The following is a 25,062-nucleotide window of genomic DNA, read 5'->3' as shown; positions in this document are numbered from 1 at the left end:
GGAGTTACGCGGAACTTCGCGGGTAACCGCACCCAAACACCCGGATCAGGTGAACGCGGTGGACGGCCGGGGAGGGCCGTTGACGGAACCCCGTCGACGGAACTCCGGGCCGGTCGGCTGCGTCCTTGCCGGTGGAGGCCATGAGCATAGGTGCTGGTGGCGACGTACGAGAGTCACGAGAGCCAAGAGAGAGCGGGAACAGAGATGGGCATCGTCGCGTGGATCGTTCTGGGGCTGATCGCGGGTGCGGTGGCGAAGATCCTGCTGCCGGGCCGGGACCCGGGCGGGCTGATCGGTACGACCCTCATCGGCGTGGCGGGCGCGTTCATCGGAGGGTGGATCTCCGCGACCTTCCTGAACCGTCCGATCACCAACCAGTTCTTCGACCTGCCCACCTGGGGCGCAGCCATCGGCGGCTCGCTGGTGCTCCTGATCGGCTACCGCCTGCTGTTCGGCAACTCCCGCGACTGAGCCGCCCCCCGGCCACCGTTCCCGATGCGGTACTTCACCAGGCCGCCGCACCGTCGTGCAGATACACCGGGCGTCCCCCGTCCAATGCCTGTACCGCGGCGTCCAGCCGGTACCGCATGCGCGTCCCCACCAGCTCCCGCGCCTTGTTCAGGGGTACGAAACGGGCCTCGGACAGTTCCTCGTCGTGGGGGCGCAGATCCTCAGCCGTGTCGAGGGTTCCGCCGTCGAAGATGAACGCGATCTGGTCGTCCCACGGGCCATGCGGTGCGACCCAGTCCACGACCAGGAGCCCGCGTACGTCGATGTCCCTGCCCAGTTCCTCCCGCAGTTCCCGCCTGACCGCCTGTTCCGGGGGCTCGTTCGACTCGGCCATACCGCCCGGCAGGTCCCAGCCCGGCTTATAGGTCGGGTTCACGAGCAGCACGCGTCCGGATGGATCACGTAGGAGCACATCCGCCGCGACACGCTTGCGGGCCTGCTTGGCGTTGCCCTCGGCGAGGTACGCGTTCCAGGCGTCGGGGTCGGCGGGTGTGGGCCTCATGCAGGGATCCCTCCCCTGGGCGTGATGATGCCGGCGAGGGTTTCGCGGTTCTGTTGGAAGTCGCTGCTCACATTCTCGAAGTTACCTGGGCGGCAAAGTCCTCGTGACGCATCGCGTACGGCCAGGCCGCATCCTTGATGCGGGAGAACTCCGCGATGCGCGCGGGGTCTGCTACCCGTTCGGCACCGAGGTAGCCGTCCGCGTCATCGAAGGGGAGGACCAGGGCGAGGCGGTTGTCGAACAGCCAGAAGTCGACGGCGGGGAGACCGAGGTCTTCGGCGTCCGCGCGCCACATGTTGCGGATGTCCTCGCCCGCCTCGATGTTGCCCGGGGCCCGTGCGAGAAGGAACAGTTGGCCGTCGGCAGGCGGGTCGTCGACGAGGCGGATACGCTCGACTCGCCGCCCTGCGGCCGTCTGCCGCCGGATGTTCTCCCCCCAGGCGGTGGGCCTGTCACGGCTGAAGTCGGCGCCGGCCTTCCAGCGCTCCCAGTTGGGACCGTTACGGTCGGAGGCGTAGCCCCGCCGGGTCTCCAGCCGCCAAGCGGTGTGCGTGAACGTCTCGAAGTAGGCGCCGAACGTGGAATCGTCGATGAACTCCGGCACGTTCCTACTCCTTGGGGGCAAAGCGGATCAGCAGCTCGCGGGGAACGACGACCATGGTCTCCCCGGAGAGCGGGTTCGTCATCTGTGCGATGTCCTGTCTCCTTCGCTCTGAACGTTGTTGGCGCCTCAGGATGCGACGAATCGCGGCGCTGCGCCGAGCGATCGCGTGGGATTGCGCCCAATGGGGGTGGTCTCCTTGCCCGTTGCGCGCAACCGGACATGACGGGAAGCGTCCCTCCTGCTGCTGCCAACTCGATGACTTTGCTCTCGCCGGAGACCACCGCACCGGTACTCACGCGGGCGGGTATCCGGCCCGTGCACCCGTTCGCGGAAGGGCCGTACCGCGAGGACGGAGATGCCCAGCTACTCGAAGTCCTTGACCTCCACTTCGCCGCCCGATCCTTCCTGTAGTACCTCCCAGTACCTCCCCAGCCGTCAGGAGACAGACAGCGTGTTCGCCATGCGCCCCGCCACAGCCGATGACATGCCCGTCGTGGGAAGCCTGATCCTCGCCCGTTCCACCTGGCTGGAGGAGCGGGGGCTTCCGAGCTGGCGGGAGAGCGCGCCTGAACTCGCGCGGCAGGCGGAGAACCCCGATGGTGACGTGTGGGTACTCGCGGAGGACGACGGGCGCATCATCGGATGCACGACCGTTCAGGAACAGACCCCTCCGTGGGGCTGGACGAAAGACGAGCTGGACGAGCCGGCTCACTACCTGTACTCGACCGTCACCGACCCCGCTCACCGCGACAGGAAGCCCGGAACCGTGATGGCACTGTGGGCGGTGGACCGGGCCGCGCGGGAAGGGCGTACGTGGGTTCGCCGTGGCTGCCACTTCCCCGAACTGGTGAGGTACAACGAGACCCAGGGCTTCACGCTGGTGCACGAAGTGCGGCGCACACACGCCACGGTCTATCTCATGGGCCGTCGCGCGGAGCGCGTCACCGACCTGGAAGAGAGGTTCCGGGCACTGTAGAGGCCCCCGCCGGCCCGCGAGTCCCCGCCCCGCCGACGAGTCCCTGCCGGCCGACGAGTCCCCGTCGGCCGGATGCCCCGCCTGTCCGGCGTTCCCGTCGCTGAGCCGCACTTCGCCCATCGCGCGGAGGGGTGGCGCCGAATCTGTTACTGGGTAAACGCGATACGTAGGGGCGGGAGGTGTGGGACAGGGATCAGAGAACGGTCCCCCTGACTAGGCACACCGGCTACCGCGCTGCCGGCATGCGCCCGAATCGCCAGTCATCCAGACGATTGCGGATGCTGGGGACCATGGGAAGGGCGTCCACGTCTTCTGGCTTGAACCAGCGGACGTCGGTGGATTCCTCCGAAGCGGCCAGTTGCCCGGATACGGGACGCCCCAGGAAGCAGACGGAGAATTCTTGCCTCACTTCACCATCGTCGTAGGCGAATACGTGATGGGGGTTGGTGTAGGTGCCTACGATACCGGTGATTTCAATATTGATTCCGGTTTCTTCGCGCGTTTCTCTGGCCGCGCACTCCGGCAACGACTCTCCGATGTTCATGGCGCCGCCGGGAAGTGCCCACATGCCGTTGTCGACTCGCCGTTGGAGCAGCACGCGCCCCGCGTCGTCGACGACGACGGCCGATGCGGCCGGGACCAGGCTGTTGGCGGCCGGGGCGTCCGGGTCGTTCTCGTAGTCACGCCTGCCCATGATGGGTGTCCCCCCATACCGCGGTGCCCCGGTTCCACAATTCCTCGACGTGGGAGACGAAGCGATCGAATACACCGTCGTCCTGGTGGCGACGTAGATGCAGCGTAGGGGCGTCATGGCCCACGTTGTGAGTCAGCAAGGGCGTGACGATCATGTCGTCGTCGAAGCGGAAGACGGACAAGTAGGCGTTGCCTCCGCTGTATCTCGCGTCAATGCCGTGCTGTCCCTTGATCTTCTCCAGCTCGGAAAGTGTCACACGGATGCGAGTGGACAGGGTGAGCGCAACGCCTTCATCTTTCTCGCGCGATCTGGTGAGTTCGCTTTCGGGGTCGCCCAGTAAGAAACGCACTCGGCAGCCCTGGGCCGCCTTGCGCTTGAGCGAGACGCCGAATTGGGCTTGTTCGAGCCACAGGAAGTAATTCGTGTAACCCGCGAAGGTCATTTCTCCCTCGGCTCCGGCGATCAGTGAGCGCCACAGCGACGCCGGGCAGCCGAACCGATACGGGTAGACCGTGGGTGAACCACCCCCAGCGGATCGCCGCCGCCGACTACAAGCTCGCGCAGCTCGCCCTCGCCCAGCGGCTCGGGCTCGGTGTCCTCGCGACCCTGGTCACCAACGACCCCGACGAAGCACGCGAGTTCATCACCGGCGTCCGGGGTGACGTGCTCTTCAAGACGCTGCGCTGGACTCCGTACACACGAGACGGAGTACCGGTCACCGGCTGGGCCGCCCCCGTGTCCGCCGAGGAGATCGACGAGAGCGTGCGCGTCACCCCGCACCTGTTCCAGGCACGCTCCCAGGCTGTCGTGCCGGTGGCCGGTGACCTGTCGGCCCGTACCGCCTACGCGGACAGTGAGAGGGAGACGACGGTTCCGCCGACCCTCCTGGACGACTGGATGCCCGCCTTTCTCGCCCAGCTCGCCGCGCCCGGCGCGCATCTCGTCCGTGCCGCCCGGAGCGGCGGAACGCCCCTGCTCTACCTCTTCGACCCCGACCGGGAGTCCTTCGCCGAGTTCATCGCCCATGACGGCAGGTGGACGGTCCGGCAGGGCGGCCCTGTGCCTCTGTGGGACCGGATCGAAGCAGCACTCGCCGCCTGGGAGGCCGCAGGGCAGCCCGGGATCGACTCCGTTCGCCTCCGTGTCACGCGGGCATCCCACCACTACTGGGTCGAAGGGGCGCCCGGCCTGGCCTGGGAGCACCGCCTCGACTGAGCCGAGGGGGCCTTCGCCGGGGCGCTACCCTCGCGGATGAGCGCCGTCGAGTCACAGGGAAGCCGGAATGGACGAGGAACCGCTGTCCGAGTGGGCGGACCGCCGTGACGCCAGGATCGGACGGCTCCGCGCCGTCCCGCTGGTCCCCGGCGACGGCCTGCGGGCCGGGCACGTGAACCCCGGGGCACCTCGCCTGATCCAGCGGTGGAACGGGCATGTGTGGGAGGCGTACGGCTTCGCGGCAAACCTCGCGGAGGCGAAGCGCGTCCTCTACCCCGGCGCGAAGACCGAGCCCTCGGCGCAGGAGCCGGGCCCGGGCCAGGCCCCCAGGCCCCTCGCCCCGGGCACCGGCCGGCACCGGAAGCCTCAAACCTCCGGACCCGAGCGACACTGACGACGTCAGGGCGGGACGAGGCGGGCCCCGTCACCCCGGGAAGGGTGGCGGGGCCCGCCTCGGCAGGTCAGGTCAGACGGTGGGGAAGCCTTCCCGCTGGACACCGGCGACGAAAACCGCCCATGCGTCAGGCGCCAACGTGAGCGCGGGGCCGTGCGGGTTCTTGCTGTCGCGGATGGGGACGGCGCCGGAGGCTGTGTGTGCGGGGGCCCATTCGAGGCACTGCCCGCCGTTGCCCTCGCTGTAGCTGGATTTCGTCCACTGCGCGTGGGCGAGGCCGGGGGTGGGGGTGGTGCTCATGGGTGTACTCCGCTCCGGGGGAGGGGGACAGGGGCGGGTGAGCCGGTTCGCGCTGGGCTGCGGGATCGGGGATTCGGGGTCAGGCGGGGCCGAACTTGCCTGTCTTGAGGCCCGTCACGAAGGTGGTGAACGAGCTGACCGGGAAGCCCAGGGCGGGGCCGTGGGGGTTCTTGCTGTCACGGACGGGGACGACACCAGTGATCCCCGCCCCGACCTCGATGCAGTTGCCGCCATTGGTGCTATAGCTGGACTTGCGCCAGCGGACGGGCGACTTGCTTGCGCTGGTCATCTCTTCAACCCCTTCAAGTGTTCGCTGATGCGCTCGGCTGACGCTTCCGGCGACAGCGCATAGCTGGTGAGCAGATCATAGGCTCGGGAGGCGCCCGAGACTTCTGCCGTGCCCAACGCCATCCGGCCCTCAGAGAAGCCATCCACGTAGAGCACATCATGCGGCGGCTTGCAGTCATGTTTCTGAGAGTTCTCGCCCTGGTCGAAGCTCAGGAGCGTGAACGGACCGGCCAGACCCGGATGCGCGGCCACCTCTTCCGGTACCACCTGAATTACGGTCCGTGGATGCTTCCCGGCTGTGAGCAGATGCTCAAGCTGGGTCCGCATCACGTCGGGTCCGCCGATCCTGCGACGTAGCACTTGCTCATCCACGATGAACCACATGTGTGGCGGGACTTCCCGCTCGAACACGGATTGCCGGGTCATCCGGGCAGCGACAAGGTCGTCCACATTATCCGGGCGAACTGCCGTGAGCATGGCTCGCGCGTAATCCTCCGCTTGCAACAAGCCGGGGATGATCTGAGACTCAAACACGCGGTGCCGCGTGGCCACGCGCTCCAGCTCGATAAACGGCAGAAACCACGACGGGTAGGCGTACTTCACGACCAACGGGTGGAACTCGGCGAAGAAGTCCACGCCAAGAGCGATGTCCAGATCACGGGCGAGGTCCGGTGACGGCACCCGCTTCGCGTTCTCCACGTAGCTGATCATGGCCCCGGTGGTGTGTGCCTTCTTGGCCAACTCTTGTTGAGGCCAGCCTAGTTCATTCCGCAGCTTGAGAACCCGTGAGCCGAAGAAGGCCAACAGGCTCGCTGGCGCTTCCGGTTGGCCGTTGTCGTCTTCCTGTGGCACGAGTACGCGCCCCCTTAGTGGTCTCGGGCTCTTAACTTCCGCAGCGTTAAGGCGATGCCCCTGGTGAGACTATGCGCCGCCGCCGAATCTGTAATCAGGCAAGCACAATACGTAGGCGCTGGAGGCGCGGAACATGGATCAGCGGATGGTCCCCCTAATGGGCGAAGACATGACAGACGGGCCACCGCCCACCATGACGGAGGCCAGTGGTCCCTGGCGACCGGCCCCGGTTCCCGGTTGTGACCTGTGTGACTGGTGGGATCGGCGGCGGGAGAATGCCCGTCGGGGGATCGGGGAGGCCAGTGTGGCCTACTGTGCGCGGCAGATCGCGGCGCATCCGCATCGGCGGGCCGGTGAGTCCGGATGACGACGCCCGAACCGCCTGTTCCGCCGCGCTATCCGCCGCGCCGCCGGGGCCTGCGTTCCGCCCCGTCCGCCCCGTCCGCCTCTTCCGCTTCCGAGTCGTCCTCGCTGCCTGCTCTGTCGGGTTTGCGGGTCGGGATGGCGGTGTACGACCGGCGGACGGAAATGCCGGGTGTCATCAGCTCGTTCGCGGGGTTGCTGGTCTGTCTTGTCCGTCCCTCGGGGCATACCTGGCAGGCCACGTTGAACGCGGTACGCCCAGCGACGGAGCGGGAGCGGATCCAGCTTCGTGCCCTGGCCGAGTTGCATCGGCGGCAGCGGCCTCCGGTCACGCCTCCTGCCCCGGCCACTCCTCCCGCTGAGCCTCCGGCCGGGTGGCGTCCGGTATGAGTGTTGCTCGGTTCTACAACGTGACCGTGGTGTGTGAGGGGCCTACGGTCGATGGCACCCGGGTGCGGTTTGTTCTCGCTGCCCGGCAGGCGGTGACGGCGGATGCGGCGCTGGTCTTCCTGCGTCAGCAGGCCCGGCGTATCGCGGACGGCCTTGATCCCGGCCCGGGGGGCGGGTGGGCGCCGCGGGGCACGCTTGTCCCCGTATGGTCCCCGGATCCGGATGTGCCCACCGTTCTGCGGATCTGGTGCCGTACCCCTCGCGCGCAGCGGGCGGCGCGGGAACGGCTGCTGGGCGGGGCGGAGTTCGTCCTCGACGCCGATGACTTCAGCGGGCGGTACATCTTCAGGGCGCTGCCCGTCCCCGTCCCCGTACCCGTACTGGCGCCCCTGTCCGTGCCCGGGTACCTGCCCCTGCCCCTGTCCGCGTACCCACTGGCACGCCATGCGCAGCCCCCGGGCCGCCGCAGACACCGCAAGAGCAAGCCCCGGTGGCTCGACCGGGTCCGCCACTGGTTGCGCCTTCCGTTCCGGCGGCGGGTCCGGACGGCGCATGCGGCCTGATCCCGATGACACCGCACGGGTCCTACGCGTCGTACGGACCGTGCTCGTCGTCAGTGCCGCGCTCGCCGCCTATGCCGTGGGCGGATGGCTGCTGGCCGGGTTCTTGGGGTGTTGACGGGGCGGGAGGGGGCGTACTCCTGTTACTCGTTGACCAGGACCGGAACCGAGAGCACTGCCGACGTGGCCGTACCGGTGAGCGTGGTCGCGGGGGCCTTGAAGTCGATGCCGTCCGCCGCCGCGCGGGGGCCGTCGTGGTGGTGGCCGCCCTCGCTGTCCTCGCCCTCTTCCTGGTACTGGAAGGTGCCGGTGCCCACCAGGCGGCCCTTGGCGTCGTAGTACGCGGCCCGGAGTTCCAGGGCCAGTACGTCGCTGACGTCGGAGGTGATCGTCAGGTGGCCGCCGACGGTGGAACCGGAACCGGAACCGGAACTGGAGCTGGAACCGGACGTGGAGTCGGCGGTCAGGGTCAGGTCCTTGATGCTGACCCGGTCGGTGAACGGGCCCTCCTCGATCCGTACTTCGCCCTCCTTGAGCGGCGCCGCGAGCGTCGCCTCCGGGGCGGGCGCCGAGCGCGGGGGCGGGAGGGGGAGCGGGGAGGTGGTCGCGGCCTTGGCCTCGGCCCCGGAGGTGGAATCGGAGGCGGAATCGGGGGTGGAGCCGGAGGTGCAGCCCGTCAGCGCGGTCAGGGTGAGGGCGGTCAGTGCGGCGGCTGTCGCCAGGCGGGGGAGGGTGGGGCGGAGGGTGAGGGCGAGGGGGTGTCTCATCTGGGGGCTCCTGGGGGAGGCGCGGGGAGGACGCGGGGAGGGGGTACGCGAACCGGGCCGGGGGGAGGCCCCCCGGCCCGGATCCGGTCGTACGGCCAGCAGTTAGGCGTACGGCCTAGCAGCTAGGCGTACGGCCAGCAGCTAGGCGTACAGCCAGCCGTGCAGCCGGTCGTACGGCCTACTCGCCGCCGCTCAGTGGCCGCGCGGCGCGCTGCCGAAGAGCGAGCGGTACATCTTGGTGTACAGCTCCGTGTTGTCCTGGCTGGTGGCGAAGGCCGCGTTGCCCGGACCGTACGCGTAGATCGGGACGTCCGCGCCGGTGTGGTTGCCGGACAGGTAGGTCAGCCAGAGGCTGGCGTCCTTGCTGCCGTCCTTGACGCCCTTCGGGTCGTCGGGGGTACGGAAGGTGGCCGGGCCGAAGTTCTTGGCGTCGCCCGAGCCGTCACCGTTGACGATGCCGCTGGAGCGGGCCGGGTCCTTCACGTTGTTCGCGGCGGAACGGGCCGGCTTGGAGCTGTTCGCCGTGTTGCCCGAGTCGTCGTTGGCCGGCGGGGCCGCCGCCTCGGCGTTGGTGAAGGTGCCCTTCTCGATGATGTTGAAGCCGGCGCACTCGTGGTCCGCCGTCACCACCACCAGCGTGTGGCCGTCCTTCTTCGCGAAGTCGGTCGCCGCCTTGACGGCGTCGTCGAACGCCTTGATCTCCTCAAGGGTCTGCGCGGCGTCGTTGGCGTGCGAGCGCTTGTCGATCAGCGCGCCCTCGACCTGGAGCAGGAAGCCCTTCTTGGAGCGGCCGTCCAGCAGCGAGATCGACTTCTTGGTCAGCTCGGCGAGGGTCGGCTCCTGCTTCTCCGGGGCACCGGAGGGCAGCTCGGCCTTGGCCTTCTCGATGGTGAGGTTGCCCCGGTTGAAGAGCCCGACGACCTTGCCGTTCTTGACCTTGTTCAGGTCGCTCTTGGTCGCCGCCTTCTGGCTGGCCGGGGTCTGCGCGGGCAGCGCCGGGTCGCCGAAGCTGCCGAGAACCTGGTAGCCCTGCGAGCGCAGCGCCTTCTGGTCGTCCGGCGTGAAGCGCGAGAGCCCGCCGCCGAAGATCACGTCCGCGGTGCCGTTGCGGGCGATCTGCTGGGCGATCGGGGTGATCAGGGTCTGGTCGGCGGGCTTCTTCTCGTAGCTCCCGTCGGCCTTCTTCGGCAGGCAGGCCGCGTCGGAGTAGACGGGGCCCTGGCAGCCGCGGAGCAGCGCGTGGCTCATCTGCGCGGCCGGGGTGGCGTCGGTGATCTCGGCGGTGGAGACGTTGCCGGTCGCGAAGCCCGCCTTCTTGGCCTGCTCCATCAGGGTCGGCAGCTTCTTGCCGTACGTGTCGACGCCGATGGCCGCGTTGTACGTCTTCACGCCGGAGGACCAGGCGGTGGCGGCGGACGCGGAGTCGGTGACCAGCGCGGGCTGCTTGCTGCCCTTCTCGACGGCGGACGTCGCGACCGCGCCGTAGCTGGGCAGGCGCTCCATGTTCAGCTTGCCGTCGGCGCCGTAGAAGCGCTCGCGGCCGGCGGTGACATGGGTGCGGCCCATGCCGTCGCCGAGCAGGTAGATGACGTTGTGGATCTCGTTCTTGCCCGACCCCTTGTGCAGGGGCAGGGGCGCGGAGCTGGCGGTGACCGCGGTGGAGGCGGCGAGCGCGCCGGTGAGGGCGAGAACGGTCAGAACCTTGCTGGATCTGCTGGGCATCTGGGGAGTGTGCTCCTCGGACGTTTGCGATCGGCGTTCACGGCCCCGCGGTCTCTCGACCGCGCCGGGCGTGAACCGCACCGGTGTACGTGCCGGGCGGCGCAACCGTAGGAGCGGGACATGAACACACCGCGAATGACGGGCGGCTTCCGCGTGCCGAAGCGTGGCATTGTCCCGAACAGGGAGGTAGGGGAGGTAGAGGAGGTATCGGGGGCGGTGGAGGAGGTGGGGAGGTATCAGGGGCGGTAGAGGAGGGGGAGGTATCGGGGGCGGTGGAGGAGGGGGAGGTATTGGGGGCGGTGGAGGAGGTGGGGGAGGGATCTGGGGAGGTATGGGGGCCGCACCTATAATTCTGCCGTGGACCTGTCGAAGCGTGTCGAGCCGTCCCCCTCCCTGACGGACCAGGTGTACGCGCTGATCCACGAGGCCATCATGAACGGCGACCTCCCCGCCGGCGCCCGCCTCCGGATCCGGGATCTCGCCGAGCGGGTCGGGACGAGTGTCATGCCCGTACGGGAGGCGATCCGGCGCCTTGAGGAGGCCGGTTTCGTCGAGCGGGAGCCGCACAAGGGCGCCGTGGTGAAGACCCTGCCGCTCGCCGAACTCCTCCATGTGTACGGGGTGCGGCGGCTGCTGGAGGTCGAGGCGGCCCGGATGGGGAGCCGCCGGATCGACGAGGCGGGCATCGCCACCATGCGCGCCGAGTACGACCTGATGCGCCGCGCCCTCGCCGAGGGCGCCGTCGTCGCGTACCTCGACCACGACGAGGCGCTGCTGACCGCCCTGTACGAGGCGGCCGGCAACCCGGTGCTGGTCGACACGATCAGGACGCTCTGGCAGCACTGCCGCGCGTACAAGATCGTCGGCGCCAGGGCCTCGATGGAGGCGTCCGGCGCCGGCTCCACGGGCTCCACCGGCTCCGACGGCTCCGACGACTCGCTCTGGCGGTACCAGGAGCGCCTGGTCCGGGCCGCGCGGGAGCACGACGAGGACGTCGCCGCCGCCGCCAGCACCGATTCGCTGCTGGACGCCACGGCCCGGATCAAGGACCGGCTCGTGGCGCATCGGGAGGGGGCCGAGGGGCCCAAGGGAGCCGAGGGGGGCGAGCGGGCCCAGGGAGTTACGGGCTCGCCGTGACCCGGGGGTGCGTGCGGCGTCGGCCGGGGTGTCAGCCCGCCGGGGTGTGGTCGTGCCGGACCTGCTCGTGCGGGACCTGGTTGTGCGTGTCCTGGCCCTGCGGGTCCTGCCCCTGCGTGTCCTGGCTCTGCGGGACCTGGCCCTGCATGTCCTGACCCTGCGGGACCTGGTTGTGCATGACGTGCTTGGTACGGGAGTAGTCGTCCAGCGCGTACAGCGACAGGTCGCGCCCGTATCCCGAGCCCTTGAAGCCGCCCCAGGGGACCTCGCCGGCGAGGACCAGATGGGAGTTGACCCAGACCGTGCCCGCGTCCAGCCGCGCGGCGAGCGCGTGGCTGCGGCGGGCCGACTCCGTCCAGAGCGAGGCGGAGAGGCCGAAGGCGCCCTCGTTCGCCCGGCGGACCGCCTCCTCCTCGTCGGTGAACGTCTCCACCGTGACGACCGGGCCGAAGACCTCCTCCCGGGTGATCTCCGCGCCCGGCGCCACATCGACCAGCACCGTAGGGGCGACGAAGTACCCGGGTCCGTCGAGCGCGCCGCCGCCGGTCACCGCACGGGCGCCCGCGCCCAGCGCCCGGCCCAGGTAGCCCCGTACGCGGTCGAAGTGGGCCTTCGAGACCAGCGGGCCGACCTCCACCTCCTCGCCCGCGCGCGGGTCCCCGACCACGAGTCCGGCCACCTCCCGGGCGAGTTCGGCGACGAGCGCGTCGGCCAGGGACTCATGGACGAGGACCCGGCAGGCGGCGCCGCACTCCTGGCCGGAATTCCAGAATCCGGCGACGCGCAACGACGCCGCGACGGCCCGGACATCGGCGTCGGCCAGCACCACGACGGGCGCCTTGCCGCCGAGTTCGAGGTGCACCCGCTTCAGCGAACCGGCCGCCGCGCGGGCCACCGCCTTTCCGCTGCCGACCGAGCCGGTGAGCGCGATCATCGCCACGTCCGGGTGTTCCGCGAGCCGGGCGCCGACGACCGGGCCGAGGCCGGTGACGACGTTCAGTACCCCGGGCGGCAGCAGATCCGCGACCAGCTCGGCGAACTTGAGCGTGGTCAGCGGGGTCTGCTCGGACGGCTTGAGCACGACCGTATTGCCCGCCGCCAGGATCGGAGCGAGCTTCCAGGCGGCCATCAGCAGCGGGTAGTTCCACGGGGTGACGACACCGACGACACCGAGCGGCTCGCGCAGGACGACGGAGAGATGCCCCTCGGCGTACTCCCCGGCGGCCATGCTGGTGGGGGCGCGCAGGGCGCCGGCCATGAAGCGGAAGGTGTCGACGGTCCCGGCCACGTCGTCGCGGGCGACGGACAGCGGTTTGCCGGTGTTCGCGGCCTCCAGCCGGACCAGGACGTCTGCGTGTTCCGCGATCCGGCCGGCGATCGCGTGCAGGATCTCCGACCGCTCCTTGGGCACCAGCCGCGCCCATCCGCCCCGCGCGGCGTCGGCGGCGGCCCGTACCGCACGGTCCACGTCCTCGGCGCTCCCGTCGGGGATCCGGGCGATCACCTCCTCGGTGGCGGGGTCGATCACGTCCGTACGTTCCGTACGTTCCGGGGCGACGGTGTCGGTGAACGTGCCGCCGATGAAGAGCCGGGCAGGCGGCAGTTCCTTCGGGTCGAGGAGCGGCGCGGCAGCGGGTGCGCTGCTCGCGGCCCGGCGAACGGTGAAGGTCGTCGTCATGGGGTGAACTCCTTTATGGGGGAGGGGAGTTAGGGGAGTGGCTTGGCCCGGCCGTCGCCGGGCCGGTTGCGCTCGCCGGGCCCGCGCGAGGGTCAGTCCGTCGCCGTGAGCGTGAGGTGCGGGAGCGCCGCCAGGGCGGTGGCGATGTGCTGCCGGGTTTCGGGGGACACCGGCAGCAGGGGCTCGCGCGGCGGGCCGACCGGGAGGCCGATCTCCTCCAGCGCGGCCTTGACGGCGGGGATGAAGGGCGCCGACATCAGGGTGTCCATGAGCGGATACACCCGGCCCCACACGGCGCGCGCCGCGTCGAGATCGCCGGCGGTCAGCGCCCGGTGAACGGCGACCAGTTCGGCCGGCATGATGTTGGCGGTACCCGCCATCACCCCGGCCGCGCCCTCCGCCACCGCCGCGAGCAGCAGGCTGTCCCAGCCGACGAACGTGGAGATCACCTCCCCGTGGTGGTGGATCAGCCGCCCCGCCTGCGCCATGTCGGCGCTGGTGTCCTTGATGTAGCGGATGTTCTCGTGGCGGCGGGCGAGCGCGCCGACCGTGTCCGGGTCGAGGTTGACGCCGGTCGCGTCCGGGAGGTTGTAGAGCATGACGGGGATCCTCACGGAGTCCGCGACGGTGCCCAGGTAGCGCACCGTCTCGTCGAGGGTGAGCGCCTCGTAGTACGGGGCGACGACCATGACGACGGAGGCCCCGGCCGCCTCGGCGTGCCGGGAGAGGGCGACGGCCTCCCGGGTGGCGACCGCGCCGGTCTGCGCGATGACGGGGACCCGGCCCGCGGCCTGGTCGACCACGGTCTCCACGAGCAGCCGCCGCTCGTCGCCGGTCATCGCCGCGAACTCGCCGGTGGAGCCGCAGGCGACGACCCCGTCGACGCCGCCGTCCACACTGCGGTCGACCAGGCGGCGCAGCAGCTTCGCGTCGATGGCACCGTCGGGGGCGAAGGGGGTGGCGAGAGCGGTGAGGATGCCGCTGATACGGGGCGTGTCAGGGGTCGCGTTCATGGTGAATCTCCTTGCGGGGGAGCCGAGTTGGGCTGAATGAGGGGAAGGGGAGGGGAAGGGGAGGGGACCTGAACCGGGACCTGAACCGGTCCCGTCAGGCCGTCGCGGCCAGGTCGGCACGCGCCCGCTGCCGCTCCGAGGCGATCACGCCGCGTACCTCCTGCGCCGCGCTGAGCCCGGAGTGGATCGCGGTCTCGGTGTAGAGCGTGCCGAGGTAGTCCCCGGCCAGGAACACCCGGCCGCCCTGCCGGGAGAGCGCGGGCTGGAGCCGGGCGCGGCCGGGGAAGCAGTACGGGGCGCCGGTGGGCCAGCGCTGCACCTCCGCCTCGACCACATGGCCGGCGAAACCGGGCAGCACCTGGTCGAGGTCGTCCAGGTAGATCCGGCGGACGGTGTCGTCGTCCTGCTCCAGCAGTTCGCGGGCGAGGCTGCCGGGCGAGAAGGTCATGAGGCTGGATCCGGGGCGCCGCTCGTGCTCGTAACCCCGGGCGATATTGGACATGTTGAGGGCGACGTTGAAGGAGCGCTTCGGCGTGGCGATGCCGTAAGCGCCGTCCCACGCCTGGCGCCCCGTCTCGGCGCTGAGGAACGCCGCGCTGACGTACGGGCCGTAGACGATCTTCGACAGGGCCTCGCGCACCTCGGGGTCGAGGTCGACGGCGATCCGGTGGGCCACCGTCGCGGGCGTGGCGAGCACGACGCACCGCGCCGCCACCTCGTGCGCGACACCCGCCTCCTGGTAGCGGACGACGACATGGTCCTTCTTCTGGACGATCTCGTCGACCGGGGCCCGCAGCCGCAGCCGCTCGCCCAGCGCCGCCGCGATCGACTCGGTGAGGGTGGAAGGGCCGCCCAGGATCGACTGGTTGAGGCCGCCGCCGATGTTCCACACCAGGCTGAAGTAGCCGACCCCCGCGCCGGCCGAGAGCTGGTCGATATCGGCGGCGGAGCGGGTGACGGTGGGCTTGAAGAGCGCCTCGGCGTCCTCCGGGAGGTCGCCGATGAACTCCTTGAACGAGCGGTCGTTCATGAAGTCGTAGATGCGCTGCTGCCGCTGGGCCTGGCTCTCGCCGGGGCGCCGGCCCACGATACGGGCGTAACGGGCCACGGAGAGCGCGACTTTGGCGCCCGCCCTGACCATGCCGACCCGCGCGGACATCGGCATCGGGATACGGAAGGGGTACGTCTCCACCCGGCCTTTGAGGAGCAGCTTGCCGTTCATGGCGAGCCCGGCCAGCGAACCGGGCACCGGTACGGCGTCCACCCCGGTGTTGTCCAGCAGCCACCCGGTGGCGGAGTCGCCGCCCGCGTAGACGTGCCCGCCCCAGTTCAGCCAGTAGTCGCCGCGCCGCTCGGAGCGGATACGGCCGCCCACCCGGCCCTCGGACTCCAGCACCAGGGTGTCCCAGTGGCGCAGCCGCCAGGCGGCGGAGAGGCCGGCGATCCCGGCGCCGACGATGACGACGTCTTTCATGTGCGTTCCATTCTGTGATCCTGATCCAGGTTCGTGATCTGTGATCTGTGATTTGTGATCACATCTGAGATCAAGGGGCAGGGCCGAGAAGCGGGGGGCAGGAAGGGGGGCGGAGCAGGGAGGGGGGTGGAGCAGGGAGGGGGTGGAGCAGGGAGGGGGGTGGAGCAGGGAGGGGGTGGAGCAGGGAGGGGAGTGGAGCAGGGAGGGGGTGGAGCAGGGAGGGGAGTGGAGCAGGGAGGGGGAGTGAAGCGGGAGGGGTCAGGAAACCGGTTCGAGGGGGCGGCTGTCCAGTGACGCGCTCTCCGCCAGCGTCATGCCGCGCGTCTCCGGGGCCCAGGCGATCGAGATCCCCATGCCGACGACGCTGACCGCCGCCGCGATGAGCATCGTCGCCCCCACGCCCAGGGCGGAGAGGGAGATCGGCACCAGATACGTGCCGATCGCCGCGCCGATCCGGCTGAGCGAGGAGGCCAGGCCCACCGCGGAGCCCCGGATCTCGGTCGGGAAGAGCTCGTTGGGGTAGACCCACTGGAGGATCTGGGAGCCGCCGGTGAAGATCGCGTACGCCACGAACAGGATCATGATCACCGCGGCCGTGGAGTCCGGGAAGACCCCGAGCAGCAGCAGCGCCGCCCCGGACCAGGCGAAGCTGTGGATCAGCAGCGGGCGGCGGCCGATCCGGTTCACCAGCAGGACCGCGATTACGCAGCCGACCAGGAACATGACGGTGATCAGCGCCGACCCGTAGTGGACCAGGTCGCCGCCGAGTTTCAGGGCGGTGAGGATCGCGGGCGCGAAGGCGTAGACGGCGAAGAGCGGGATGACCGAACAGCTCCAGAAGAGCGAGATGAACAGCATCCGCTTCCCGTAGCCGGAGCGGAGCAGGGCGCGCGGGTCGAGGTTCTCGGCCGGCTCGGGCTCCAGGTCGTCCACCGTGACACCGGGGCCGAAGCTCAGCTCCAGCGCCTTGTTCGCCTCGTCCCTGCGCCCCTTGCTCGCCAGCCAGAGGGGCGATTCCGGGGTGCCGAACCGGGCGAGCACGATCGCGAGGGCGGGCACGGTCGCACTGGCCAGCATCCACCGCCAGCCGTCCGGGCCGACCTGCCGCAGCACCTCGCCGACCAGGTACGCGGCGGCGGCGCCGACGAACCACATGACGACGAACGCGCCGAGCAGCGGCCCCCGGTACTTGCGCGGGGTGAACTCGGTGAGGAGGGAGGTCGCGATCGGGTAGTCGGCGCCGACCGCCACCCCGATGACCAGGCGCAGCGCGATCAGCCAGAAGGCGTCCTGGACGAAGAACTGGGCGAGGGAGGCGGCGATGATGACGATCAGGTCGATGGTGAAGAGCGCCTGGCGGCCGAACCGGTCGGTCAGATACCCGCCGGCGAAGGCCCCCAGCAGGATGCCGACCAGCGTGGACGCGCCGATCAGCCCCTGGGTGGAGGAGCTGAGCCCCCACTGGGTGGTGATCTGGGCGAGGGCGACCCCGATGATCGACAGCACGTATCCGTCGAGGAACGGGCCGCCCGAGGCGTAGAGCGTGAGTTTCTTGTGGAACGTGGAGAGTGGCGCGTCTTCCAGGGGGTTCGTGGACATCGCTGGCTCCGTGGACATCACTGGCTCCTTGGTCCTTGGTCCTTGGCGGACGGGAACGGTCCTTGGTGAACGGGATCGGTCCCTGGCGAACGGGAACGGGAACGGCGCCGGGCCCGGCTGGCGTTTGCGCGGACACTAGGATGTGATCACAGATCACACAAGAGTTTGCGCAGGATTCGCTTCGGGGCGGGGTTCGGGAGGTTCGGGCGGTTCGGGTGGGGGCCTGCCCCGGAACGTGTTCCGGCAGCCGGATCAGATGACGGCGCGGATGGCCCGTTCGAAGCCGTCGACGTGGTTACGGGCCAGGTCGGCGGCGCTCTCCGCCTCGCCGGCGACGATCGCGCGCAGCAGCGGGCCGTGCTCCTGGATATGGCCGGCCATGCCGGGGAGCCGGTCGAAGAAGAGGCACCACACGCGGGTGGCGAGGTTGTCGTACTGGACCAGGGTGTCTTCGAGGTACGGGTTACGGACCGCCGCGTAGATCCCCCGGTGCACCGCGAGGTCGAGCCGCATCAGCTCCTCGGCCGTCTCCCCGGCCGCCAGCCGCTCCACCTCGCCCAGCAGCGCGGTGAGCCGGGCGCGCTCCCCGGCGCCCGCGCGGTGCGCGGCACGGGCGGCGGCCATCGGCTCCAACTGCCGCCGCACCTCGGAGATATGGGCGAGGTCGGTGATGTTCACCTCGGTCGCGAAGGTGCCGCGCCGGGGGTACGCGGTGATCAGCCGCTCGTACTGGAGCCGCTTCAGCGCCTCGCGTACGGGGGTCCGGCCGAGGCCGAGGGAGTGGGCGAGCTGGTCCTCGTTGATGGGGGCGCCGGGGCGGATGTCGAGCATGACCAGACGGTCGCGGATGGCGCGGTAGGCCCGCTCGGCGTGGGAGAGGGCGGGGGTGGGGGCCGGGGCCGGTTCCGGGGTCCCGGCCGCCGGGACGGTGGGGCCCTCGGGGTACTCCTGGCTCATAGGTCCCGTCCCCGCCGATCCCGTCTCCGTCGATCCCGTCCCCGTCGTCACGTGATGCCCTTAATGCCTCGATGTACCGATGCCCTCTTGACCTGCTCTCCGGAGTCCCATACGTTACCGCAGCAGTTGATATATCAGTTGTCGACCAGCCGCATTTTAGGATGGTGCGCAGCAGATGACAGCGAACCCGGTCACCACCCCCGCCACACCCTCCGCCCCCGCCACGCCCTCCACGTACCACGTCCGCGAGGACGACCTCCGGATCGACATGGCCGAGGTCGAGCGGCTGGCGCGGGAGCACCGGCCCAGGCTGATCGTCGCGGGGTGGTCCGCGTACCCGCGCCGGCTCGACTTCGCCGCCTTCCGCCGTATCGCCGACGCGACCGGCGCCCTGCTCCTGGTCGACATGGCGCACTTCGCGGGCCTGGTCGCCGCCGGGCTCCACCCGAGCCCCGTCCCGTACGCCGATGTCGTCACCACGACCACCCGCAAGACCCTCGGCGGCCCGCGCGGCGGGGTGATCCTGGCGCGCGGCGCGTACGCCAAGAGGCTCGGCTCGGCGGTCTTCCCCGGGCAGCAGGGCGGACCGCTGACGCATGTGATCGCGGCGAAGGCGGTCGCCTTCAAGATCGCCGCCACCGAGGAGTTCCGCGCGCGGCAGCGCCGCACGCTGGAGGGCGCCCGGATCCTCGCGGGCCGGCTGCTCGCGGACGACGTCGCCGAGACCGGCGTCTCCGTGCTGACCGGGGGCACCGAGGTCCACCTCGTCCTGGTCGACCTGCGCGGCTCGGCCCTCGACGGGCGGCAGGCGGAGGACCGGCTGCACCGTATCGGCATCACCGTCAACCGCAACGCCGTCCCGTTCGACCCCCGCCCCCCGATGGTCTCCTCCGGCCTCCGCATCGGTACGCCGGCACTCGCGACCCGGGGCTTCGGCGCGGCGGAGTTCCGCGAGGTCGCGGACATCGTCGCGGAGGCGCTGAAGGGGGATGCGGGGTACGGGGGATACGGGGCGTACGGGGGATACGGGGCGTACGGGGGATATGAGAGGCACGAGAGGCGCGCGGTCAGGCGGGGGCACGGAGCGGCGGACGGCCTCACGTCGGAGCGGGCCGCTGAACTGCGCGCCAGGGTAAGGGCGTTGGCGAGGGCGTTCCCGCTCTACCCGGCGGGCTCGGAGCGGAAGGACGCGACGGCATGACAACCGATGCTCACCCCGGACACCCCGAACGCCCCGGACACCCCGAACGCCCCGGACACCCCGGACACTCCGGACACCCCCGGCGCCCGGGACTCCGCGAGCACCCCGAACTCGGCGAGCACCCGTCCCACCTGTGGCGGAACCCCGACCCCCGCCCCTCCTACGACGTCGTCATCATCGGGGGCGGCGGGCACGGCCTCGCCACCGCGTACTACCTCGCCAGGAACCACGGCATCACCAACGTCGCCGTCCTGGAGAAGGGGTGGCTCGCGGGCGGCAACATGGCCCGCAACACCACCATCATCCGCTCCAACTACCTCTGGGAGGAGAGCGCGGCGATCTACGAGCACGCCCTCAAGCTGTGGGAGGGGCTCCCCGACGAACTGGGGTACGACTTCCTCTTCAGCCAGCGCGGCGTCCTCAACCTCGCCCACACCCTCCAGGACGTACGGGAGAGCGTGCGCCGCGTCGGGGCCAACCGGCTCAGCGGGGTGGACGCCGAGTGGCTCGGCCCCGAGGAGACCGCCGAGGTCTGCCCCATCCTCAACGTCTCGCAGGACACCCGCTATCCGGTGCTCGGCGCCACGTACCAGCCGCGCGCCGGTATCGCCAAGCACGACCACGTCGCCTGGGCGCTGGCCCGCCGCGCCGACGAGATGGGCGTCGACCTGATCCAGAACTGCGAGGTCACGGGCTTTCTCATCGACGGCAAGGGAGGCGGCAAGGGCGGGGACGGCAGGGGCGGCGGCGGCCGGGTCGTCGGCGTCGAGACGACCCGGGGCCGGATCCACACCGGGCGGGTCGGGCTCGCGGCGGCCGGGCACAGCAGCGTCCTCGCGGAACGGGCCGGGTTCCGGCTCCCCGTGCAGTCGCATCCGCTCCAGGCCCTCGTCTCCGAACTCCACGAGCCCGTCCACCCGACCGTCGTCATGTCGAACCACGTGCATGTGTACGTGTCGCAGGCGCACAAGGGCGAGCTGGTCATGGGCGCCGGGGTGGACCCGTACAACGGTTACGGCCAGCGCGGCGGCTTCCACGTCATCGAGCAGCAGATGGCCGCCGCCGTCGAACTCTTCCCGGTCTTCGCCCGCGCGCATGTGCTCCGCACCTGGGGCGGCATCGTGGACGTCACACCGGACGCCTCGCCGGTCATCTCCGCCACGCCGGTCGAGAACCTGTACGTCAACTGCGGCTGGGGGACCGGGGGGTTCAAGGCCACCCCGGCGGCGGGGTGGACCTTCGCCCACACCATCGCGACCGGCGCCCCGCACCCGCTCAACGCGCCCTACGCGCTGGACCGCTTCGTGACGGGCGCCCTCATCGACGAACACGGCGCGGCGGCCGTGGCCCACTGACCCGCAGGCCCACTGACACCGCAGGCCCACTGACCCGCCGGGCCCACTGGTCCACTGACACCGCAGGCCCACTGACCCGCCGGGCCACCGACACGCCGGCCCACCGACCCGAGTCCGACAGCGACACCGAGTCCGACACCCAGACCGCCCCCGACCCCGAGACCGCCCCCCCGAGAGGCCGACTCCCCATGCTCCTGGTCAACTGCCCCTGGTGCGGCCCCCGGAACGAGACCGAGTTCCGTTACGGCGGCCAGGCCCATGTCCCGTACCCCGCCGACCCGCACGCCCTGGACGACGCCGAGTGGGCCGCGTACCTCTTCTACCGCGACAACCCCAAGGGCCCCTTCGCCGAACGGTGGATGCACGGCACGGGCTGCCGCCGCTGGTTCAACGCCGTACGGGACACGGAGACGTACCGGATCCTCGCCACGTACCGCCCGGGGGACCCCCGCCCCGACCTGCCGCCCACCCACCCGGCCGGAGAGCGCCGATGACGCCGAAGAACGACGAAGCCCAGCCCGTCCGGGGGCGCCCCGCCCAGCCCGGCCGGCTCCCGAGCGGAGGCCGTATCGACCGTACGACCCCGCTCCTCTGCACGGTGGACGGCCGCGAGCTGACCGCCCACCCCGGCGACACCGTGGCCTCCGCCCTGCTCGCCGCCGGCATCCTGGAGACGGCCCCCTCCCTCTACCGGGCCCGCCCGCGCGGTATCACCGCCGCCGGGACCGAGGAGCCCAACGCCCTGCTCCAGCTCTCCGGCGCGTGCGGGGAGGGGATGCTGCCCGCGACCACGGTCGAGGCGTACGACGGGCTGTCGGCCACCCTGCTCTCCGGGCGCGGGCGGCTCGACCCGACGCCCGACCCGGCGGTGTACGACAAGAAGTACGTCCACACCGACGTCCTCGTCATCGGCGCGGGCCCGGCCGGCCTCGCCGCGGCAGCCGCCGCGTCGGCGACCGGGGCGCGCGTGCTGCTCGTGGACGAACAGCCGGAAACCGGCGGCTCGTTGCTCTCGGAACGCGCGCGCGATCCACGCGACGCCGCTGCGGAGGGCGCCACCGCGATCGAAGCCCGCCCGGCCGCCGAGGGCCATCCGGCGCCCCACACCCCGTCCGACTATCCGGACCGACCGGACTATCCGGACGGTCCGGACCGTCCGGACCGTCCGGACCGTCCGGACCGGCCCGGTTGCCCCGACTGGACCGGCTGCCCTGACCGGCCGGACTGGCTCGACTGGCTCACCGCCACCCGCGCCGCGCTCGCCGCCGCCCCCGGGACGACCGTCCTCACCCGCACCACCGCCTTCGGCGCGTACGACGACAACTACGTCCTGGCCCTCCAGCGCCGCACCGACCACCTTGGCCCCAACTCCCCTGTCCCGGCAGGCGTTTCGCGCCAACGGGTCTGGCACATCAGAGCCGCCCGCGTCGTCCTCGCCACCGGCGCCCAGGAACGCCCCCTGGTCTTCGCCGGCAACGACCGCCCCGGAGTGATGCTGGCCTCGGCGGTCCGTACGTACGTCAACCGGTACGGCGTGACCCCCGGCACCCGGATCGCCATCGCCACGACGGACGACAGCGCGTACGACACGGCGGCGGACCTCCTCGCGGCGGGCATCGGGGTGGCGGCGGTCATCGACACCCGCCCCGAACCGACCCCCCGTGCCGAAGAGTTGCGCCGTACGACCGGCACCCCGGTCCACCTGTCCGGCGCGGTGACCGGCACGCACGGCACCCCCCGCCTGACCGGCGTGACCGTCCGCACCCTGGACGCCGAAGGCAGGCCGACCGGCGACCGTACGGAGCTGGCCTGCGACACCCTGGCGGTCTGCGGCGGCTGGAGCCCCGTGGTCCACCTGCACAGCCAGCGCCAGGGCACCCTGCGCTGGGACCCGGCCCGCGCCGCCTTCCTCCCGGCGGCCCCGGTCGACGGCCAGCACCTGGCGGGCGCGGTGTGCGGGACGTGGAGCATCCCGGAGTGTGTGGCGGAGGGCGCGTACGCGGGCGCCGTGGCAGCGCACGAGACGGGCCACGCCCCCGTACGTACCACACGTACCCCGGAACCCCCGGCCCGCTCGGCCCCGGAAACCCCGGTACGCCCCCTGTGGTACGTACCGGACGACACCCCTGGCGGCGGGGACGACACCCACTTCGTAGACCTGGCCCGCGATGTGACGGTGGCGGACATCCGCCGGGCCGTCGGCACCGGGATGCGCGGCCCGGAGCACATCAAGCGGTACACGACCGCGGGGACCGCCGCCGACCAGGGCAGGACGTCCGGGGTGAACACGCTGGGCGTCCTGGCCACGCTGCTGGCCGAGAACGCCGACACCGAAATCGCCGACACCGAAATCGCCGACACCGAAATCGCCGACACCGGAATCGCCCCATCCGAGCCCCCCGAGAGAAGGCCATCCCCCTCCCCCGGCGACCTCGGCACCACCACCTACCGCGCCCCGTACACCCCCGTGGTCTTCGCCGCCCTGGCCGGCCGCGAGCGCGGCGAGCTCTTCGACCCCGAGCGCCGCACCGCGATGCACGACTGGCATGTGGCGCACGGCGCGGTGTTCGAGAACGTCGGCCAGTGGAAACGCCCCTGGTACTACCCGCGCCCCGGCGAGGACATGGCGGAGGCCGTGGAACGCGAGTGCCGCGCCGCGCGCGAGGGCGTCGCGGTGATGGACGCCTCCACGCTGGGCAAGATCGAGGTATGGGGCGCGGACGCGCCGGAGTTCCTGGACCGCGTCTACACCAACAACTTCCGCAAGCTCAAACCCGGTTCGGCCCGATACGGGGTGATGTGCAAGCCGGACGGCATGATCTTCGACGACGGGGTCACCCTGCGCGTGGCGCCCGGCCGTTACGTGATGACGACGACCACGGGGAACGCCGCCGCCGTACTGGAGTGGCTGGAGGAGTGGCTCCAGACCGAGTGGCCCGAACTGGACGTCACCTGCACGTCCGTGACGGAGCAGTGGGCGACGGTGGCGGTCGTGGGCCCGGCTTCCCGGGAGGTGGTAGCGGGACTCGCCCCCCAACTCGACGTTTCCGTACCGTCCTTCCCCTTCATGACCTTCCGCGAGACAACTCTCGCGTGCGGGGTGCCCGCGCGGATCTGCCGGATCTCCTTCTCGGGTGAACTGGCGTACGAGGTCAACGTGTCGGCCTGGTACGGCCAGGCGGTCTGGGACGCGGTGCTGGAAGCGGGGCGCCCGTACGGCATCACCCCGTACGGCACCGAGACCATGCATGTCCTGCGCGCGGAGAAGGGTTTCGTCATCGTGGGCCAGGACACCGACGGCACGGTGACTCCCCAGGATGCCGGAATGTCCTGGGCGGTCTCCACGTCCAAGGACTTCCTGGGCAAACGCTCCTTCACCCGCCCCGACACCCGCCGCCCCGACCGCAAACACCTGGTGGCGCTCGTGCCGGAGGACGGCACGACCCACCTCCCGGAGGGCACCCAGCTCATCCCCGCCGACACCCCCCGACCGCCCCTGACTCCGCCGGTGCCCATGCTCGGCCATGTCACCTCCGGCTACCGGAGCCCGGCGCTGGGCACCCCGTTCGCCCTGGCGCTGCTGAAGGCGGGCCGCGAGCGGGTGGGCGACACGGTCCACGCGGTGGTGGACGACACACGCATCCCGGTCCGGGTCTGCGCCCCCGCCCTCTACGACCCGGAAGGCACAAAACGAGATGGCTGACCCCAAGCCCCCCACCCCCGTGCCCGCCCCCGTGCCCACCCCCGACCCTTCCCCCCTCCTCCCCCTGACCGACACGGCCGGGGGCCCCACCCCCCTCCTCCGCGCCCCCCTGACCCACCTGACCGACACCCTCCGCCGCGCCACGGTGACCGGCCCGCGCGCCGTCAGCGTTCGGGAGATCCCGTACGCGGTGATGCTCAGCCTGCGCGTGGAGCCCGGCTCGGCGGCGGCCACCCGGATCGAGCGACACCTGAAGGCCCGGCTCCCCGCCCGGTGCGGCGAGACGGCCCCGGTCTCCCCCGCCGGCACGCTGCTCTGGCTCGGCCCCGACGAATGGCTCCTGGTCACGCCCCCGGGCAGCCGCCCCCCTACCGCCGAACTCCACCAGGCACTGGCAGGCGCCCCCGGCTCCGTGGTGGACGTCTCGGCCAACCGCACCACCCTGGAACTACGCGGCCCCTCCGCCCGCCCCGTCCTGGAAAAGGGCTGCCCCCTGGACCTCCACCCCCGCTCCTTCCCTCCCGGCCAGGCCCACACCACCCAACTGGGCCCGGCCCCCCTCATCCTCTGGCACACGGCGAACACCCCCGAGACCCCAGAGACCCCCAACACCCCCGAGGACACCTGGCACCTCCTCCCCCGAGCCTCCTACGCCGACTACGTCGCCCGCTGGCTGGTCGACGCGATGACCGAGTTCGCGGGGCCGGAGGTGGCGTGACGGCGCGCCCGGGTCGGCCTGCTGGCCTGTCGGCCTGTTCGAACGCCGCTGCCCCCAGCACCGTGTCCGGATCACCATCCGGATCACCAT

24 protein-coding genes and 2 pseudogenes are annotated in these 25,062 nt (G+C 71.0%); 12 read left to right on the top strand and 14 right to left on the bottom strand.

Features of this window, described 5'->3' with window-relative positions; genetic code table 11:
• Positions 1-204 precede the first annotated feature (204 nt).
• Complete coding sequence (locus AB0O07_RS17945) at positions 205-471, top strand: GlsB/YeaQ/YmgE family stress response membrane protein (RefSeq protein WP_365633862.1); 267 nt, start codon at positions 205-207, stop codon at positions 469-471.
• Positions 472-505: 34 nt separating this feature from the next.
• Here AB0O07_RS17945 and AB0O07_RS17940 read toward each other — a convergent pair whose 3' ends face one another.
• On the bottom strand, positions 506-1,012 hold the full coding sequence (locus AB0O07_RS17940) for an NUDIX hydrolase (protein ID WP_365633859.1): 507 nt from the start codon (positions 1,010-1,012) through the stop codon (positions 506-508).
• 67 nt (positions 1,013-1,079) lie between these two features.
• Complete coding sequence (locus tag AB0O07_RS17935; RefSeq protein ID WP_365633856.1) at positions 1,080-1,616, bottom strand: DUF6879 family protein; 537 nt, start codon at positions 1,614-1,616, stop codon at positions 1,080-1,082.
• 460 nt (positions 1,617-2,076) lie between these two features.
• Between AB0O07_RS17935 and AB0O07_RS17930 the strand changes: the two genes are divergently transcribed.
• Positions 2,077-2,592 (top strand): GNAT family N-acetyltransferase, encoded by a 516-nt coding sequence (locus tag AB0O07_RS17930; protein ID WP_365634277.1) that lies wholly within the window; start codon positions 2,077-2,079, stop codon positions 2,590-2,592.
• A 226-nt stretch (positions 2,593-2,818) separates the two neighbouring features.
• On the opposite strand, the gene AB0O07_RS17925 is transcribed toward AB0O07_RS17930, so the two are convergent.
• Together AB0O07_RS17925 and AB0O07_RS17920 are read right to left on the bottom strand one after the other, a co-directional pair.
• The gene (locus AB0O07_RS17925; RefSeq protein WP_365633853.1) at positions 2,819-3,286 is read right to left on the bottom strand and encodes an NUDIX domain-containing protein; all 468 of its coding nucleotides are present in this window, start codon (positions 3,284-3,286) and stop codon (positions 2,819-2,821) included.
• Positions 3,273-3,728 (bottom strand): DUF5919 domain-containing protein, encoded by a 456-nt coding sequence (locus tag AB0O07_RS17920; RefSeq protein WP_365633850.1) that lies wholly within the window; start codon positions 3,726-3,728, stop codon positions 3,273-3,275. Before AB0O07_RS17920 ends, AB0O07_RS17925 begins: the two co-directional genes overlap by 14 nt.
• 71 nt (positions 3,729-3,799) lie before the next feature.
• Here AB0O07_RS17920 and AB0O07_RS17915 point away from each other — a divergent pair.
• A pseudogene (locus AB0O07_RS17915) lies at positions 3,800-4,501 on the top strand (hypothetical protein); the annotation flags it as partial.
• A 67-nt stretch (positions 4,502-4,568) separates the two neighbouring features.
• A complete protein-coding gene (locus AB0O07_RS17910; RefSeq protein WP_365633847.1) occupies positions 4,569-4,895 on the top strand; it encodes a DUF6087 family protein in 327 nt (108 codons plus the stop codon).
• 72 nt (positions 4,896-4,967) lie between these two features.
• On the opposite strand, the gene AB0O07_RS17905 is transcribed toward AB0O07_RS17910, so the two are convergent.
• From AB0O07_RS17905 to AB0O07_RS17895, 3 genes are all read right to left on the bottom strand, one after another.
• On the bottom strand, positions 4,968-5,195 hold the full coding sequence (locus AB0O07_RS17905) for a DUF397 domain-containing protein (protein ID WP_365633844.1): 228 nt from the start codon (positions 5,193-5,195) through the stop codon (positions 4,968-4,970).
• A gap of 79 nt (positions 5,196-5,274) precedes the next feature.
• Positions 5,275-5,484, bottom strand: a complete 210-nt coding sequence (locus tag AB0O07_RS17900) for a DUF397 domain-containing protein (protein WP_365633841.1) — start codon at positions 5,482-5,484, stop codon at positions 5,275-5,277.
• The gene (locus AB0O07_RS17895) at positions 5,481-6,335 is read right to left on the bottom strand and encodes a helix-turn-helix transcriptional regulator (protein ID WP_365633838.1); all 855 of its coding nucleotides are present in this window, start codon (positions 6,333-6,335) and stop codon (positions 5,481-5,483) included. The genes AB0O07_RS17900 and AB0O07_RS17895 overlap by 4 nt, the downstream gene beginning before the upstream one ends.
• Positions 6,336-7,150: 815 nt before the next feature.
• Between AB0O07_RS17895 and AB0O07_RS17890 the strand changes: the two genes are divergently transcribed.
• Both AB0O07_RS17890 and AB0O07_RS17885 read left to right on the top strand, forming a co-directional pair.
• The gene (locus AB0O07_RS17890; protein WP_365633835.1) at positions 7,151-7,651 is read left to right on the top strand and encodes a hypothetical protein; all 501 of its coding nucleotides are present in this window, start codon (positions 7,151-7,153) and stop codon (positions 7,649-7,651) included.
• On the top strand, positions 7,641-7,766 hold the full coding sequence (locus AB0O07_RS17885) for a hypothetical protein (protein ID WP_365633832.1): 126 nt from the start codon (positions 7,641-7,643) through the stop codon (positions 7,764-7,766). The genes AB0O07_RS17890 and AB0O07_RS17885 overlap by 11 nt, the downstream gene beginning before the upstream one ends.
• Positions 7,767-7,791: 25 nt before the next feature.
• On the opposite strand, the gene AB0O07_RS17880 is transcribed toward AB0O07_RS17885, so the two are convergent.
• Together AB0O07_RS17880 and AB0O07_RS17875 are read right to left on the bottom strand one after the other, a co-directional pair.
• The gene (locus AB0O07_RS17880) at positions 7,792-8,415 is read right to left on the bottom strand and encodes a hypothetical protein (protein WP_365633829.1); all 624 of its coding nucleotides are present in this window, start codon (positions 8,413-8,415) and stop codon (positions 7,792-7,794) included.
• A gap of 192 nt (positions 8,416-8,607) precedes the next feature.
• The gene (locus AB0O07_RS17875) at positions 8,608-10,137 is read right to left on the bottom strand and encodes an alkaline phosphatase (protein ID WP_365633826.1); all 1,530 of its coding nucleotides are present in this window, start codon (positions 10,135-10,137) and stop codon (positions 8,608-8,610) included.
• A 357-nt stretch (positions 10,138-10,494) separates the two neighbouring features.
• Here AB0O07_RS17875 and AB0O07_RS17870 point away from each other — a divergent pair, with 357 nt between their 5' ends.
• Positions 10,495-11,274 carry a GntR family transcriptional regulator gene (locus tag AB0O07_RS17870; RefSeq protein WP_365633823.1) on the top strand — a complete coding sequence of 260 codons (780 nt, stop codon included), beginning with the start codon at positions 10,495-10,497 and terminating at the stop codon, positions 11,272-11,274.
• Positions 11,275-11,305: 31 nt separating this feature from the next.
• Here the strand turns inward: AB0O07_RS17870 and AB0O07_RS17865 are convergent, their stop codons facing one another.
• From AB0O07_RS17865 to AB0O07_RS17845, 5 genes are all read right to left on the bottom strand, one after another.
• Positions 11,306-12,952 (bottom strand): aldehyde dehydrogenase family protein, encoded by a 1,647-nt coding sequence (locus AB0O07_RS17865; protein ID WP_365633820.1) that lies wholly within the window; start codon positions 12,950-12,952, stop codon positions 11,306-11,308.
• 92 nt (positions 12,953-13,044) lie between these two features.
• Entirely contained in the window at positions 13,045-13,965 is a 921-nt protein-coding gene (gene dapA, locus AB0O07_RS17860) for a 4-hydroxy-tetrahydrodipicolinate synthase (protein WP_365633817.1), read from the bottom strand.
• 94 nt (positions 13,966-14,059) lie between these two features.
• Positions 14,060-15,439: an NAD(P)/FAD-dependent oxidoreductase gene (locus AB0O07_RS17855; RefSeq protein ID WP_365633814.1), complete on the bottom strand. Its 1,380-nt coding sequence runs from the start codon at positions 15,437-15,439 to the stop codon at positions 14,060-14,062.
• 258 nt (positions 15,440-15,697) lie between these two features.
• Complete coding sequence (locus AB0O07_RS17850; RefSeq protein WP_365633811.1) at positions 15,698-17,056, bottom strand: MFS transporter; 1,359 nt, start codon at positions 17,054-17,056, stop codon at positions 15,698-15,700.
• A 234-nt stretch (positions 17,057-17,290) separates the two neighbouring features.
• Positions 17,291-17,995: a GntR family transcriptional regulator gene (locus tag AB0O07_RS17845; RefSeq protein ID WP_365633808.1), complete on the bottom strand. Its 705-nt coding sequence runs from the start codon at positions 17,993-17,995 to the stop codon at positions 17,291-17,293.
• 235 nt (positions 17,996-18,230) lie between these two features.
• On the opposite strand from AB0O07_RS17845, the pseudogene AB0O07_RS17840 reads away from it, so the two are divergent.
• The 5 genes and pseudogenes from AB0O07_RS17840 to AB0O07_RS17820 all read left to right on the top strand — a co-directional run.
• A pseudogene (locus tag AB0O07_RS17840) lies at positions 18,231-18,980 on the top strand (serine hydroxymethyltransferase); the annotation flags it as partial.
• A gap of 212 nt (positions 18,981-19,192) precedes the next feature.
• Positions 19,193-20,551: a sarcosine oxidase subunit beta family protein gene (locus AB0O07_RS17835; protein ID WP_365633805.1), complete on the top strand. Its 1,359-nt coding sequence runs from the start codon at positions 19,193-19,195 to the stop codon at positions 20,549-20,551.
• A gap of 188 nt (positions 20,552-20,739) precedes the next feature.
• Entirely contained in the window at positions 20,740-21,045 is a 306-nt protein-coding gene (locus AB0O07_RS17830; RefSeq protein ID WP_365633802.1) for a sarcosine oxidase subunit delta, read from the top strand.
• Positions 21,042-24,254, top strand: a complete 3,213-nt coding sequence (locus AB0O07_RS17825) for a 2Fe-2S iron-sulfur cluster-binding protein (protein ID WP_365633799.1) — start codon at positions 21,042-21,044, stop codon at positions 24,252-24,254. The genes AB0O07_RS17830 and AB0O07_RS17825 overlap by 4 nt, the downstream gene beginning before the upstream one ends.
• The gene (locus AB0O07_RS17820) at positions 24,247-24,972 is read left to right on the top strand and encodes a sarcosine oxidase subunit gamma family protein (RefSeq protein ID WP_365633796.1); all 726 of its coding nucleotides are present in this window, start codon (positions 24,247-24,249) and stop codon (positions 24,970-24,972) included. Before AB0O07_RS17825 ends, AB0O07_RS17820 begins: the two co-directional genes overlap by 8 nt.
• Positions 24,973-25,062 lie beyond the last annotated feature (90 nt).

This window comes from Streptomyces sp. NPDC093085 (assembly GCF_040683935.1).
Classification (GTDB): Bacteria; Actinomycetota; Actinomycetes; order Streptomycetales; family Streptomycetaceae; genus Streptomyces.
The sequence above is the reverse complement of the archived record's forward strand: the minus strand, read 5'-3'. Positions and strand labels throughout refer to the sequence as shown.

Excerpts from the sequence above, each read along its gene's own strand:
- AB0O07_RS17855 (WP_365633814.1), bottom strand. The coding sequence starts at position 15,439 with ATGAAAGACGTCGTCATCGTCGGCGCCGGGATCGCCGGCCTCTCCGCC.
- AB0O07_RS17885 (WP_365633832.1), top strand. The coding sequence starts at position 7,641 with ATGCGGCCTGATCCCGATGACACCGCACGGGTCCTACGCGTCGTACGG.
- dapA (WP_365633817.1), bottom strand. The coding sequence starts at position 13,965 with ATGAACGCGACCCCTGACACGCCCCGTATCAGCGGCATCCTCACCGCT.
- AB0O07_RS17920 (WP_365633850.1), bottom strand. The coding sequence starts at position 3,728 with ATGACCTTCGCGGGTTACACGAATTACTTCCTGTGGCTCGAACAAGCC.
- AB0O07_RS17850 (WP_365633811.1), bottom strand. The coding sequence starts at position 17,056 with ATGTCCACGGAGCCAGCGATGTCCACGAACCCCCTGGAAGACGCGCCA.
- AB0O07_RS17875 (WP_365633826.1), bottom strand. The coding sequence starts at position 10,137 with ATGCCCAGCAGATCCAGCAAGGTTCTGACCGTTCTCGCCCTCACCGGC.
- AB0O07_RS17900 (WP_365633841.1), bottom strand. The coding sequence starts at position 5,484 with ATGACCAGCGCAAGCAAGTCGCCCGTCCGCTGGCGCAAGTCCAGCTAT.
- AB0O07_RS17820 (WP_365633796.1), top strand. The coding sequence starts at position 24,247 with ATGGCTGACCCCAAGCCCCCCACCCCCGTGCCCGCCCCCGTGCCCACC.
- AB0O07_RS17930 (WP_365634277.1), top strand. The coding sequence starts at position 2,077 with ATGCGCCCCGCCACAGCCGATGACATGCCCGTCGTGGGAAGCCTGATC.
- AB0O07_RS17845 (WP_365633808.1), bottom strand. The coding sequence starts at position 17,995 with ATGAGCCAGGAGTACCCCGAGGGCCCCACCGTCCCGGCGGCCGGGACC.
- AB0O07_RS17905 (WP_365633844.1), bottom strand. The coding sequence starts at position 5,195 with ATGAGCACCACCCCCACCCCCGGCCTCGCCCACGCGCAGTGGACGAAA.
- AB0O07_RS17825 (WP_365633799.1), top strand. The coding sequence starts at position 21,042 with ATGACGCCGAAGAACGACGAAGCCCAGCCCGTCCGGGGGCGCCCCGCC.
- AB0O07_RS17835 (WP_365633805.1), top strand. The coding sequence starts at position 19,193 with ATGACAACCGATGCTCACCCCGGACACCCCGAACGCCCCGGACACCCC.
- AB0O07_RS17880 (WP_365633829.1), bottom strand. The coding sequence starts at position 8,415 with ATGAGACACCCCCTCGCCCTCACCCTCCGCCCCACCCTCCCCCGCCTG.
- AB0O07_RS17865 (WP_365633820.1), bottom strand. The coding sequence starts at position 12,952 with ATGACGACGACCTTCACCGTTCGCCGGGCCGCGAGCAGCGCACCCGCT.
- AB0O07_RS17945 (WP_365633862.1), top strand. The coding sequence starts at position 205 with ATGGGCATCGTCGCGTGGATCGTTCTGGGGCTGATCGCGGGTGCGGTG.
- AB0O07_RS17830 (WP_365633802.1), top strand. The coding sequence starts at position 20,740 with ATGCTCCTGGTCAACTGCCCCTGGTGCGGCCCCCGGAACGAGACCGAG.
- AB0O07_RS17940 (WP_365633859.1), bottom strand. The coding sequence starts at position 1,012 with ATGAGGCCCACACCCGCCGACCCCGACGCCTGGAACGCGTACCTCGCC.
- AB0O07_RS17925 (WP_365633853.1), bottom strand. The coding sequence starts at position 3,286 with ATGGGCAGGCGTGACTACGAGAACGACCCGGACGCCCCGGCCGCCAAC.
- AB0O07_RS17910 (WP_365633847.1), top strand. The coding sequence starts at position 4,569 with ATGGACGAGGAACCGCTGTCCGAGTGGGCGGACCGCCGTGACGCCAGG.